The sequence below is a fragment of the Actinoallomurus rhizosphaericola genome (assembly GCF_024055675.1).
GTDB lineage: Bacteria > Actinomycetota > Actinomycetes > Streptosporangiales > Streptosporangiaceae > Actinoallomurus > Actinoallomurus soli.
This window is the reverse complement of sequence record NZ_JAMXMW010000002.1, coordinates 56,010-67,886: the sequence shown is the minus strand read 5'-3', so window position 1 is coordinate 67,886 and position 11,877 is coordinate 56,010. Positions and strand designations below refer to the sequence as shown.

At 72.8% G+C, this 11,877-nt stretch carries 12 protein-coding genes; 5 read left to right on the top strand and 7 right to left on the bottom strand.

What is annotated here, in order from left to right:
* Nucleotides 1-5: 5 nt before the first annotated feature.
* The 3 genes from NE234_RS04225 to NE234_RS04215 all read right to left on the bottom strand — a co-directional run bounded on the left by NE234_RS04225 (nt 6) and on the right by NE234_RS04215 (nt 2,815).
* On the bottom strand, nt 6-1,310 hold the full coding sequence (locus tag NE234_RS04225; protein WP_252777503.1) for a nucleotide sugar dehydrogenase: 1,305 nt from the start codon (nt 1,308-1,310) through the stop codon (nt 6-8).
* A gap of 259 nt (nt 1,311-1,569) precedes the next feature.
* The gene (locus tag NE234_RS04220) at nt 1,570-2,148 is read right to left on the bottom strand and encodes a hypothetical protein (protein WP_252777502.1); all 579 of its coding nucleotides are present in this window, start codon (nt 2,146-2,148) and stop codon (nt 1,570-1,572) included.
* Nucleotides 2,149-2,161: 13 nt separating this feature from the next.
* Nucleotides 2,162-2,815 (bottom strand): O-methyltransferase, encoded by a 654-nt coding sequence (locus tag NE234_RS04215; protein WP_252777501.1) that lies wholly within the window; start codon nt 2,813-2,815, stop codon nt 2,162-2,164.
* A gap of 106 nt (nt 2,816-2,921) precedes the next feature.
* On the opposite strand from NE234_RS04215, the gene sigE reads away from it, so the two are divergent.
* The 5 genes from sigE to NE234_RS04190 all read left to right on the top strand — a co-directional run bounded on the left by sigE (nt 2,922) and on the right by NE234_RS04190 (nt 7,732).
* Entirely contained in the window at nt 2,922-3,539 is a 618-nt protein-coding gene (gene sigE, locus NE234_RS04210; protein WP_252777500.1) for an RNA polymerase sigma factor SigE, read from the top strand.
* 183 nt (nt 3,540-3,722) lie between these two features.
* Nucleotides 3,723-4,283: a zf-HC2 domain-containing protein gene (locus tag NE234_RS04205; protein ID WP_252777499.1), complete on the top strand. Its 561-nt coding sequence runs from the start codon at nt 3,723-3,725 to the stop codon at nt 4,281-4,283.
* Nucleotides 4,280-5,353, top strand: a complete 1,074-nt coding sequence (locus tag NE234_RS04200; RefSeq protein ID WP_252777498.1) for a sigma-E factor regulatory protein RseB domain-containing protein — start codon at nt 4,280-4,282, stop codon at nt 5,351-5,353. Before NE234_RS04205 ends, NE234_RS04200 begins: the two co-directional genes overlap by 4 nt.
* Nucleotides 5,354-5,523: 170 nt before the next feature.
* The gene (locus NE234_RS04195; RefSeq protein ID WP_252777497.1) at nt 5,524-7,299 is read left to right on the top strand and encodes a trypsin-like peptidase domain-containing protein; all 1,776 of its coding nucleotides are present in this window, start codon (nt 5,524-5,526) and stop codon (nt 7,297-7,299) included.
* A gap of 106 nt (nt 7,300-7,405) precedes the next feature.
* Entirely contained in the window at nt 7,406-7,732 is a 327-nt protein-coding gene (locus tag NE234_RS04190) for a sec-independent translocase (protein ID WP_252777496.1), read from the top strand.
* 61 nt (nt 7,733-7,793) lie between these two features.
* On the opposite strand, the gene NE234_RS04185 is transcribed toward NE234_RS04190, so the two are convergent.
* From NE234_RS04185 to NE234_RS04170, 4 genes are read right to left on the bottom strand one after another with little or no spacing between them, the layout of a single operon-like run.
* On the bottom strand, nt 7,794-8,663 hold the full coding sequence (locus NE234_RS04185; RefSeq protein WP_252777495.1) for a glycoside hydrolase family 16 protein: 870 nt from the start codon (nt 8,661-8,663) through the stop codon (nt 7,794-7,796).
* A 58-nt stretch (nt 8,664-8,721) separates the two neighbouring features.
* Nucleotides 8,722-9,858: an Mrp/NBP35 family ATP-binding protein gene (locus NE234_RS04180; protein ID WP_252777494.1), complete on the bottom strand. Its 1,137-nt coding sequence runs from the start codon at nt 9,856-9,858 to the stop codon at nt 8,722-8,724.
* 20 nt (nt 9,859-9,878) lie between these two features.
* A complete protein-coding gene (locus NE234_RS04175) occupies nt 9,879-10,448 on the bottom strand; it encodes a DUF1003 domain-containing protein (protein WP_252777493.1) in 570 nt (189 codons plus the stop codon).
* The gene (locus NE234_RS04170) at nt 10,445-11,812 is read right to left on the bottom strand and encodes a magnesium transporter MgtE N-terminal domain-containing protein (protein WP_252777492.1); all 1,368 of its coding nucleotides are present in this window, start codon (nt 11,810-11,812) and stop codon (nt 10,445-10,447) included. The genes NE234_RS04175 and NE234_RS04170 overlap by 4 nt, the downstream gene beginning before the upstream one ends.
* Between the last annotated feature and the right edge of the window lie 65 nt (nt 11,813-11,877).

Below are 11,877 nucleotides of genomic sequence, written 5' to 3'. Positions count from 1 at the left end.
GGGTCTCAGAGGGGGACGCGGCGGCCGGCGCCGGTGAGGCGGTAGGTCGCGTCCAGGACGAGCTGGTCCTCGGGCAGCCAGGACAGGTCCAGGGCCCGGTGCGTGGTGTGCGCGACGACGAGGTCGGCCTCGCCGCCGGGCGGGTCGACGCTGCCGAGCACGCGGCCCTCCGGCAGCCGGATCTCCGGGACGAGGGGGTCGTGGTAGGCGACCTCGGCGCCCGCGGCCAGCAGCCCGTCGATGATCTCCAGGGCGGGGGACTCGCGTACGTCCTCCACGTCCGGCTTGTAGCTCACGCCCAGCAGCAGGATCCGCGCGCCGGCCAGGCCGACCCCGGCCTCGGACAGGACCTCGCGGACGCGGTCGACGACCCGCCGGGGACGCTCCGCGATCGCGGCCATGGCCTGGCTGACGACGGGGGTCGGGAGCCGCGTCTTGCGCAGCTGCCAGAGCAGGTAGTGGGGGTCGCAGGGAATGCAGTGCCCGCCGGCCCCCGGTCCCGGGAAGAAGGGCATGAACCCGTACGGCTTGGTCGCCGCCGCGTTGATGACCTCCATGACGTTCAGGCCGAGGGTCCGGCTGATCTCCGCGATCTCGTTGGCCAGAGCGATGTTGACGGCCCGGAAGGTGTTCTCGAACAGCTTGGTCATCTCGGCGGCGCCCGCCGAGGACACCTCGTGCAGGTTGCCGGTGCAGTGGGCGAGGACCTTGACCGCCTCGGCCGTGCACTGCGGGGTGGCCCCGCCGACGACCCGGGGGACGACCTCATGGGCGTACCGGTCGTTGCCGGGGTCGATCCGCTCGGGGCTGAACGCGACGAAGACGTCCCGGCCCACCTGCAGCCCGCGGCGCCGTAACGGACCGGCGAGCAGGTCCTCCGTGCAGCCGACGTAGCTGGTCGAGGTGAGGATGACGACCTGGCCGGGCACCGCGTGCAGGACCGCGGACGCGCAGGCCCGGTCCAGGGCGGACAGGTCCGGGGTCAGGTGCGCGGTGACCGGGGTCGGCACGCAGATCACCACGGCGCGGGCCCACGACGCGTACGAGGGGTCGGTGACGAGCGAGAAGGCCTCGTCGTCCAGCGCCGTCGCCAGGCGGGCGTGGTCGGAGGCCAGCAGGTCGACGCGGCGCTCCCGGATCCGGGCGAGGCGTTCCGGGCTCGCGTCGATGCCCAGCACCCGGGCGCCGGCGGCGTGGAAGGCCAGCGCGGTCGGCAGGCCGACGTAGCCGAGGCCGACGATGGCGACGTCGTAGGCGCCCGACGCCGGAGCGTGGGCGTCGAGGTCGGCGGCGGTGGCGGTGGCGGTCATGAGCCGGCCTCCGCGGGAACCTCGAACGACGGCCTCGGGAGAAAAGCCGCAAAATGCAACGTTCTTCTGATGTCCATCTTCGGCCTTACTGTCGGGGGGAGTGCCGAAAGGGCAGCAGAAAGCATGCTGTCGCGCTCTTTCGCCGTAGGAACCCCGCAAAAGGGTGAGTTGCCTACGTCGCGCGCGGGGGTGGTATGTCGGCGCTTGTTAGCCAAAGCACCTTAATTAATGGAAAAGCAGGAAAAACTGTTCCGAAGTGTCAGCGCGACCGGGCGTCCACCACGGGGACGCCGCCGAGCCGGCGCACCTCCTCCAGGACCGCCTCCAGCGAGACCGTCGCGCGCGGCGGCAGTGCCGCCGACCAGTGCAGCGTCGCGGTTCCGGGCACGTCCTCCAGGCGCAGCGCCAGCAGCTCGACGCCCGGCTCGGCCCCCGCCTCCGCCGCGCGCTCCCCGACGGGGAGGAAGGCGACGCGCGGGAGCGAGCGCAGCCGCCCGCGCGGGAGCGTCTCGTTCCAGACCACCACGGAGGCCACCTCCGGCCAGGACAGCCGACGGTCCCGTGCGCGCGACCAGGGCCACGCCGCCGGAACGCACACCCCGTGCTCGCCGACCTCCAGCACCGGCCGCCCGCTCACCGCCCGCCCGGCCGTGGCGACGAGGCGGGCGCCGAACAGCGCGATCCCCGGCACTCCGACGACGAGGGCCACGACGCCGCCCACGGCCGGCAGGCTCAGCGCGCCGCTGACGGCGAACGCCACGGACACCAGGAGGAGGACGAGCGTCCCGGCCGCCGAGGTCAGGTCCTGCGGCGAGGTCCGCGCCCGTACCGCGATCATTACGTCGAGAGGCTCACCGGCACTTGACCGCGGTGAGGAGCCCGTCCCCGATCGGCAGCAGCAGCGGGACGAGACGGTCGTCGTCGCGGACCATGCGGCCGAGGCTGCGGATCGCCACCGTGTCGGGGTCCCGGTCGGCCGGGTCGGCGACGCGGTCATGCCACAGGGCGTTGTCGAACGCGACGACGCCGCCGGGTCGCAGCAGCCGCAGCGCCTCGCCGAGATAGTCGGGGTACTCCTGCTTCACCGCGTCGCAGAACACCATGTCGTACGCGCCGTCGGTCAGCCGCGGCAGCACGTCCAGGGCACGGCCCGCGATCAGGCGGGCACGGGAGGTCGGGAAGCCTGCGGCGGCGTACGCCTCGCGGGCCAGCCGCTGGTTCTCCGGCTCGACGTCCACGCTCGTGAGCACTCCGTCGGGACGCATCCCGCGCAGCAGCCAGATGCCGGACACGCCACAGCCGGAGCCGATCTCCACGACCGTGCGGGCGCTGATGGCGGCGGCGAGGAACCGCAGGGCCGCGCCGCCCGCCGCGCCGATCGGGGTGGCCCCGACGTCGATGCCGCGCTGCCGGGCCTCGCGCAGCGGCTCGTCCTCCGGGAGGTATTGGTCCACGTAGGCCAGGGTGGCCTTCACCGCGTCGATGACTTCCTCCTTGGGATGCATGAGCCTGCAGGGCAAACACTAGTACGGAGGGGGAACTCCGCCGCGTACCGTCACGTTCTTCAGAGGGCGTGGCTACCGCTAGGCGGAGAGGAAGAAACGGGGCAGTATGTCGGTGGCAGAACTCGTACGTGAAAGGGGAGTGTCGGTGCACGACCCCGGCATCGCCTGGACTCCTCCGACGTGGGACGAGATCGTGCGGGAGCACTCCGCGCGCGTCTACCGACTGGCCTTCCGGCTCACCGGCAACCCCCACGACGCCGAGGACCTCACGCAGGAGGTCTTCGTCCGGGTCTTTCGTTCCCTGGCCAACTACCAGCCCGGCACGTTCGAGGGCTGGCTGCACCGGATCACCACGAACCTCTTCCTGGACCAGGCGCGGCGGCGTCAGCGCATCCGGTTCGAGGGGCTGTCCGAGGACGCCGCCGAGCGCCTGCACGGACCCGAGCCCAGCCCCGCCCAGGCCTACTTCGACAAGAAGCTCGACGCCGACGTCCAGGCGGCGCTCGACGCGCTCGCGCCCGACTACCGCGCCGCCGTGGTGCTGTGCGACATCGAGGGCCTGTCGTACGAGGAGATCGCCGCGACCCTCGGCGTGAAGATCGGCACCGTTCGCAGCCGGATCCACCGCGGCCGCGCCCAGTTGCGCGCGGCGCTGGAGCACCGCGGCCCGCGCCGGGCCGCAGCCTCCACCGGCACGGAGCCGCCCGCCGAGGAGGCCTCATGAGCGAGCGGATCCCGAGCACGGCCCCGCTGGTGACCTCCCCGCCGGAGGAGACCCCATGAGCGAGCGAGTCGCAAGCACGGCGCGTCTGGTCGCTCCTCCGGCGGAGGAGGCCCCCATGAGCGAGCGGAGCGAGCGAATCGCAAGCACAGCGCGTCTGGTCGCTCCTCCGCCGAAGGAGGCCCCATGAGCGGCCATCTGGGGGAGCGGCTCACCGCGCTGGTCGACGGCGAGCTCGGCCACCACGAACGCGAGAAGGCCCATCGCCACCTCGCCGCCTGCGCGGAGTGCCGCGCCGAGGCGGAGGCGTTGCGCTGCCTCAAGAAGCGCCTGCGGGCGCTGAACGACACGATGCCCTCCGAGGGCCTCCTGCGCCGTCTGGAGGCCATGGGCGAGCCGGGGGACCCCCTTCCGCCACCCGTCCCCCGGCTGCCCGGTCAGGCCCGTTCCCCGGCCGTCGCGCGACCCGGCGACGTCCCGGCCCGTACGCGGCCGTCCGACAACCGTCCCCGCCGCGCGGCCGCCGCGCGGCGCCGGCTGCCGCGTGGGCGCTACCTCATCGCGGGCGCGGCCACGCTGGCGGTGCTCGGCGTCGGCTCGGCGGCGTTCGCCGCGGGTTCCGACCCGGGCTCCCTGCCCCGCGTCACGCCGTCCGTCGAGCAGTTCGCCGTCGAGCACGCCCTGACCTCCGGGGACGTCCCGCTGACCGACCCACGGCCCGAGGTCACGGCCGGCGATCACCCGTGAGCGGCCGGGCCTCGCACCACTCGTGGCTGGCGGGCGGCCTCGCCACCGCGCTGTTGCTGATGTGGTTCGTGACCACCGGTGACACCGCCAGCGGCGCACGGCTGCGCTCCGACCCGGAGGCCCTGCGGCTGCTGCGCGGCGCCGAGGGGGCCGCGCGCGACACCGCGTACGAGGGCGTGCAGTACATCACGTCCTGGAGCCGCAGTGGCATGTCGACCACGTCGCTGGTCAACGTCGCCCACGTGCCCGGGCAGGGCACCCGGATGCGGGTGCAGAGCACCACCGCGGAGCAGGGCGGGCAGATGTTCGAGGCGGACTATCCGCAGCAGGCCCAGGGCGGCCTCACCGGGTACACGCCGAAGATGCTCGACCTGCTCGCCCGCAACTACGCCGTCGTCCAGGCCGGCGACGGACAGGTCTGCGGCCGGCCCACCACGATCATCGAGGCGCGCCGCGCCGACGGGACCCCCGCCGGCCGGTTCTACATCGACCGCGCCACCGGCCTCATGCTCCGCCGCGAGCTGCTCGACCAGCAGGGCCGTGCGGTGAACCTCACCTTCTTCACCGAGATGCGGCCCTCGGTGCCGAAGACGATGTTCGTGGCGGCCTCCGCGCCGCAGACGGTCGAGGCGCCCTGGACGCACCAGCTGGCCGGCGCCGACCTGGGCGCGCTGCGCTACCGCGGCTGGCCGGTGCAGTCCGCCCTGCCGGGGCACCTCAGCCTGTACGACGCGCGGCAGCAGGACCTGGGCGGCCCGGTCGTGCACCTCAGCTACTCCGACGGGCTCTCGGTCGTCTCGGTGTTCGTCCAGCGCGGCGTGCTCGACCCGAGCAGCGTGCAGAGCTGGCACAAGACCACGCGCGGCGGCCGGACCGTCTACCTCCGCGACACCGTCCAGCAGCGCGCCGTGTGGGCCAGCCGCGGTTACGTCTACACGATCCTGGCGGACGCGCCACCGCCCGTCGTCGACCAGGCCGTGGCCGCGCTGCCGCACGGTGACACCGGATTCTGGGGCCGCATCGGCCGGGGGCTGGACCGGCTGACATCGTGGGCCAACCCGTTTGACTGATCCGTGAAGATCGCGTTTTGTATGGCGTTCAGGTGGATGTGACCACGGGCGGGGTAACGCGATGACCCGAATGGTTCAGTGGCACGGGTCGCTTATGCTCGCCACATGCCCTGCCCGGCAGTGTGGAGCGTTGAAGCAAAGTCCATGCGCGGTACGCGAGGAGCTTGGTGATGACGGATGACAGCCGCGCGCCCGGGGGATCTGCGCCGGACGACGGTCGTGTGCGCGGTCCGAACACCGGGGACGAGGACGGCACCCTGAGCCTGACCGACCAGCTGCTGGTGTCCGGTCCGCCCCGCTACGAGGGCATGGCGCCGCCGGATCCGGGAGCGTCCTCGGCGTACGGCGAGGACGGTCGTCCGTACGGCCCGGCCGGAGGATCCGGTCAGGGCGGGCCGACGACGCCGCCCGAGCAGAACGGCCGTCCGGGTCTCGGTCAGGGCGGTCCGGGATACGCCGGTCAGGGGGGCTCGGCGGGCTTCGAGCAAGGCGGTCCGGGATACACCGGTCAGAACGGCTCCGCGGGCTTCGAGCAGGGCCGTCCCGGATACGCCGGTCAGGGGGGCTCGGCGGGCTTCGAGCAAGGCGGTCCGGGATACACCGGTCAGAACGGCTCCCCGAGCGCCGAGGAGGGCCGTCAGGCGTACGGCCAGGGGACCCCGGCCTACGGGTACGCCGGTCGGCCGGGTGAGCAGGGCACGCCCCGGCCGATCTTCACGCCGCACGACCAGCCGCCGCCGTCCTCCGTCCCGTACGCCTGGGGGACGCCGCCCGGCGGGCCCGGCGGGACCGCGCCGAACTGGGCGCCCGTGCCCCCGGTCCGGCCGAACGAACGCTCCGGGCCGGTCATGGGGGTGTTCGTCGCCGTCGCGGTGGCGGTCGCGCTCATCGCCGGCGCCCTGGGGGCGGGCATCGGCGTGGTCGCCACCCGTGACAGCGGTCCCAAGGCCGTCGACCTGGGCGGTGGGTCGACCACCGGTGCCAAGAACCGCGCTCCGGGGTCCGTCGCCGGGATCGCCAGGCGCGTCGTGCCCAGCGTCGTGATGATCAAGGTGGCGAACGCCACCGAGGGCGGCGCGGGCACCGGCTTCATCGTCAACGGCGGGTACATCGTCACCAACAACCACGTGGTCGCGCCGGCCGCCCAGGGCGGCACGATGCAGGTGGTGTACAACGACGGCAAGACCACCTCGGCGAGCATCGTCGGCCGCGACCCGAACTCCGACATCGCCGTGATCAAGCCGGCCACGCTCGACGGCCGTCCGGCGCTCCTCCTCGGCGACTCCGACGGGATCGCCGTCGGCGACCCGGTCATCGCGATCGGCTCGCCGCTCGGCCTGGCCGGGACGGTCACCACCGGCATCGTCAGCGCGCTGAACCGCCCGGTCACCACGAGCGGCGAGAGCGGCGAGTCCGCCTACATCAGCGCCGTGCAGACCGACGCGGCCATCAACCCCGGCAACTCCGGCGGCCCGCTGGTCGACTCGCAGGGCCGCGTGATCGGGGTCAACTCCGCGATCGCCACGCTCGGCGGCCAGACCCTCGGCGGCGACAAGCAGCAGAGCGGCAGCATCGGCCTGGGCTTCGCGATCCCGAGCAACCAGGTCAAGCGGGTCGCCGAGCAGCTGATCAAGGGCGGCAAGGTCACCCACCCGATCATCGGCGCCTGCATGGACATGTCCTACCAGGGCAACGGCGCGCGGATCTCGACCAGCGGCTCGGCCACGCAGTGCAAGGGCGGCGCGATCACGCCGGGTGGCCCGGCGGAGAAGGCCGGACTGAAGGCGGGCGACGTCATCACGTCCTTCGCCGGCAAGGCGATCGGCGGCGCCGACGAGCTGATCGTCGCCATCCGCAGCAAGTCGCCCGGCGACACGGTGCCGGTCGTCTTCACCCGTGGCGGGCAGAGCAGGACCGTCCAGCTGACCCTCGCCGCCGGGAACTAGCAACCGGGGATCATCGGCCCGGAACCAGAGGAGACGCCGGTTCCCGGCCCGGTTAAGCTGGGATCGGCGGCTCCGGTCAGAGTCGTGGCCACCGTATGGAGGACTCGTGTTCGGCGTAGGGTTCGGTGAGGGCGCGGTCCTCGTGGTCCTGGCCATCATCATCTTCGGACCGGACCAGCTGCCCAAGGTCGCGGCCCAGGCGGGGCGGGCCCTGCGGCAGTTGCGCACGATGGCCAACAGCGCCAAGCAGGACCTGCAGGAGGGGCTGGGCCCGGAGTTCGCCGACTTCGACCTCGCCGATCTGAACCCCCGCCGGTTCGTGACCAAACACCTGCTGGACGACCTCGACGACCTCGACGTACGCGAGCCGGTGCGCGACGAGCCGTTCCTGCCGTACGGCGAGCGCCCGCCGTACGACCCCGAGGCCACCTGACCGACGGCGGCCGCCGCTCCCATCCGGGACCAGCCCGGCCGTCACCGGCCGCCCCGCGACGTCAGCGGGTGACTCCCGGCGCGCGGAAGACCCGGACCCAGTCGACCTCCATGGTCACCCGCTGCGGCGTGTTCGCCATCCGGTGGAACCCGTCCGCCGTCTCGTTGCGCAGGTTCAGGTGCATGTCCGCCCGCTTCGGGACGTACGGCCCCTCGTAGCTCCAGACCACCTCGCCGTCCACCCGGAACGTCAGCTTCGCGGGCAGCCAGTCCACGGCCACGGTGTGCCAGCGCGTGAAGTCGACGTGCGCGATCTTGCTCAGCTGCCGGTCGTCCGCGCCGTGGTGGATGAACAGCCCGCCCGTACGCCGGGTGCCGTCGATGATCTCGGCGAAGTCGATCTCCGCCCATTCCGGCGCCCCGAGCCGCGTCGGCCACAGGAAGGCGGTCGCGGAGTACCCGCTGCCGCGGTCGGCCCGGATGCGGGCCTCCCAGCGGCCGTACGTCTGGGCCAGGCGTGAGACGACCCCCGCGGACTCGTCACGACCGTCGTACAGCCCGCCGACGAGCCGCAGGCGCCCGTTCGCGACGTGGACGCCGGCGGGCGAGCCGGGATGTGAGGGGGCGTTCGGCGCGTCGTAGACCTGCCACTTGCGCGGATCCAGCCGGTCGCCGCCGAAGTCGTCGTACAGGACGGGGCGGCCCCACCGGCCGTACGCGCGGGCCGACGGGACGACGCTCGGCCGCGTCGGCCGCAGCTCGTCGGACGAACCCGGCGTCGGGGTGGCGGAGGCCGTGCCGTCGCCGGCCGCCGGACCGGACGGTGTCACGGCGGGCGGCGCGGCGACCGGCCCGCGCCCGCCGCCGGTCGAGCACCCGGCGGCCGCGACCGCTAAGGCCAGGACGGCCGCACGAGCGGAACGAAGTGCCATGGGCACACGAAACCACGCTCGTACGGCCGGTCAAGCGAAGACGCGGACTAAGAATCGGTCACGCGCGGTTCGGGCTCAGCCCAAGCTGCCGGCCGCGCAGGCTCTTCGCCCGTCCCGAGAGCCGGTCGGCGATGGCCCGCAGCTCCTTGGCCGCCGGGGCGTCCGGGTCGTCGAGCACGATCGGCACGCCGGCGTCGCCGCCCTCCCGCAGGCGAACGTCGATCGGGACCTGCCCGAGCAGCGGCACGGACGTGCCGAGCGTCCGGGTCAGCGCGTCGGCGACGGTCTGCCCGCCGCCGGAGCCGAACACGTCGACCGCCTCGCCGCAGTGCGGGCAGGGCAGGTAGGACATGTTCTCGATCACGCCCGCGACGGTCTGGTGGGTCTGCGCGGAGATCGCGCCCGCGCGCTCGGCGACCTCGGCGGCGGCCTGCTGCGGCGTCGTCACGACGAGGATCTCCGCCGAGGGCAGCAGCTGGGCCACCGAGATGGCGATGTCACCGGTGCCGGGCGGCAGGTCCATCAGCAGGACGTCCAGGTCGCCCCAGTAGACGTCGGCGAGGAACTGCTGCAGCGCGCGGTGCAGCATCGGGCCGCGCCAGACGACCGGCGCGTTGCCCTCGGTGAACATGCCGATCGAGATGACCTTCACGCCATGGGAGTTCGGCGGCATGATCATCTGCTCGACCTGGGTGGGCCGGCCGGTCACCCCGAGCATGCGCGGCACGGAGTGCCCGTAGATGTCGGCGTCGACGACGCCCACCTTGCGGCCCTGCGCGGCCATGGCGGCCGCGAGGTTCACCGTCACGGAGGACTTGCCGACACCGCCCTTGCCGCTCGCCACGGCGTACACGCGGGTCAGGGAGTTGGGCTTGGCGAAGGGGATCTCCTTCGGAGCCTGCCCACCGCGCAGCTTCGTCTGGAGGGCGGAGCGCTGTTCCTCGCTCATCACGTCGAGGTCGACCCGTACGCCGGTGACGCCGGGAATCTTGGAGACGGCGGCGGTGACGTCGCGCGTGATCGTGTCGCGGAGCGGGCAGCCGGCGACCGTGAGGTAAACGCCGACCGTCACGGAGCCGTCGGCGGCCACGTCGACGCCCTTGATCATGTCGAGCTCGGTGATGGGACGGCGGATCTCCGGGTCGTTCACCGTCGCGAGCGCCGCGGTCACCTGCTCGATCGTGGGGGAGGCCATGCCCCCATGTTATTTACCGGTCAGTCGGCGGGCGAACCCAGCTCGCCGGGACCGGACGACCGGTGGTCGCGCCAGCCCGGCTCGGGGTGGCGCCCGTCGAGCTCCTTGAGCAGGTGCGCCAGCTCGTCGCGGATCCAGTCGCGGGTGGCGACCTCGTTCATCGCCATGCGCAGGCTCGCGATCTCCCGGGTGAGGTACTCGGTGTCGGAGACGCTCCGCTCGTTGCGGGCGCGGTCCTGCTCGTACTGCACGCGGTCGCGGTCGTCCTGCCGGTTCTGGGCGAGCAGGATCAGCGGCGCGGCGTACGACGCCTGCAGCGACAGGATCAGGGTCAGGAAGATGAACGGGTACGGGTCCCAGCGCAGGAACGCCGGGGCGAAGGTGTTCCAGCCGAGCCAGACCGTGATGAACGCCGTCATGTAGACGAGGAACCGCGCCGTTCCGAGGAACCGCGCGATCCGCTCGGAGAACTGGCCGAACGCCTCCGGGTCGTAGTACAGCCGCGGCGAGATCGTACGGCGGTACTCCCGCGGCTGGTCGAGCCGCCCGAACCGCTGCTCGTCACGGCTCCGGCCGAGGGCGGTGCTCATGACCGCCTCCCGTCACCCGATACCTCGCGCAGGGCCCGTTCGTCTCCGCCGGCGCGGCGCAGGGACTCCTCCTCTTCGTCGGCCTCCTCCACCGGCGGGTCCATGACGCTCTCCCGCCAGTCGTCGGGCAGCAGGTGGTCGAGGACGTCGTCGACGGTGACCGTGCCGAGCAGGTGCCCGCCCTCGTCGACGATCGGTACGGAGACGAGGTTGTACGTCGCCAGGTAGCTCGCGACCGCCTCCAGCGAGCGCGACGGCCGCAGCGGGTCCAGCTCCGTGTCGCAGATGGCGCTGACCAGCGTCGGCGGAGGCTCACGGAGCAGCCGCTGGAAGTGGACGGTGCCGAGGTAGCGGCCGGTGGGCGTGGCGGTCGGCGGGCGGCAGACGTACACCTGCGCGGCCAGCGCCGGGTTCAGGTCGGCGTTGCGGATCAGGGCGAGGGCCTCCGCGACGGTCGCGTCGGGGGAGACGATCACCGGGTCGGTGGTCATCATGCCGCCCGCGCTGTTGTCGGCGTAGGTCAGCAGCCGCCGCACCGGCGCGGCCTCCTCCGGCTGCATCAGCGCGAGCAGCTGCTCGCGCTGCTCCGCCGGCAGCTCGCCGAGCAGGTCGGCCGCGTCGTCGGGGCCCATCTCCTCCAGCACGTCGGCGGCCCGGTCCACGCCCAGCTCGCCGAGGATCTCCACCTGGTCGTCCTCGGGCAGCTCCTCCAGGACGTCGGCGAGCCGCCGGTCGTCGAGCGCGGCGGCGACCTCGGCGCGCCGCTTCGCGGACAGCTCGTGCACGACGTTCGCCAGGTCGGGGGCGCGCATCTGCTCGAACGCGGCGATGAGGTTCGCGGCGCCCTGCTTCTCCTCGATCATCGTCAGGCCGCTGACCTGGTCCCAGTCGGTGACGAACGTCTCGCCGCGCCGCCGTCGCAGGCCCAGCCGCGGGCCCCGGCCGGCCGGCTGGTCGACGCGGCGTACGGCCACCTTCATGATCAGCCAGTCCCGGGTCCGGGTCTGCTCCATGCCCAGGTCCAGGACGATCGCCTTCTCGCCGGTCTCCGTGAGCTCGACGGTCCGGTCGAGCAGCTCGCCGATCGCCAGGGTCTCGGACTCGCGTTTCTCGAACCGGCGCATGTTGATGCGGCCGTCGAAGATCACCGCACCGGCGTCGATGTTGGTCACCCGCGTGATCGGCAGGAAGACGAGACGATGCGGCGGAACCTCGACCACGAGGCCGAGCACGCGCGGTGGCCGTGGCGGCGGGCGGAGCGCGACGACGACGTCCCGCGCCCGGCCGATCTGGTCCCCGGCGGGGTCGAACACCGCGATTCCCGCCAGGCGCGCGATGAAGACGCGCGACGGCGTTCCGGTCATGGTTGGAAGGCTATCTATACGCGCCCTGTCTCCAGGTAAAGGCCGATCTATTCCCGGGGAGCCGG

Excerpts from the sequence above, each read along its gene's own strand:
- NE234_RS04185 (WP_252777495.1), bottom strand. The coding sequence starts at position 8,663 with ATGGCACTTCGTTCCGCTCGTGCGGCCGTCCTGGCCTTAGCGGTCGCG.
- NE234_RS04170 (WP_252777492.1), bottom strand. The coding sequence starts at position 11,812 with ATGACCGGAACGCCGTCGCGCGTCTTCATCGCGCGCCTGGCGGGAATC.
- NE234_RS04180 (WP_252777494.1), bottom strand. The coding sequence starts at position 9,858 with ATGGCCTCCCCCACGATCGAGCAGGTGACCGCGGCGCTCGCGACGGTG.
- sigE (WP_252777500.1), top strand. The coding sequence starts at position 2,922 with ATGTCGGTGGCAGAACTCGTACGTGAAAGGGGAGTGTCGGTGCACGAC.
- NE234_RS04215 (WP_252777501.1), bottom strand. The coding sequence starts at position 2,815 with ATGCATCCCAAGGAGGAAGTCATCGACGCGGTGAAGGCCACCCTGGCC.
- NE234_RS04195 (WP_252777497.1), top strand. The coding sequence starts at position 5,524 with ATGACGGATGACAGCCGCGCGCCCGGGGGATCTGCGCCGGACGACGGT.
- NE234_RS04205 (WP_252777499.1), top strand. The coding sequence starts at position 3,723 with ATGAGCGGCCATCTGGGGGAGCGGCTCACCGCGCTGGTCGACGGCGAG.
- NE234_RS04225 (WP_252777503.1), bottom strand. The coding sequence starts at position 1,310 with ATGACCGCCACCGCCACCGCCGCCGACCTCGACGCCCACGCTCCGGCG.
- NE234_RS04175 (WP_252777493.1), bottom strand. The coding sequence starts at position 10,448 with ATGAGCACCGCCCTCGGCCGGAGCCGTGACGAGCAGCGGTTCGGGCGG.
- NE234_RS04220 (WP_252777502.1), bottom strand. The coding sequence starts at position 2,148 with ATGATCGCGGTACGGGCGCGGACCTCGCCGCAGGACCTGACCTCGGCG.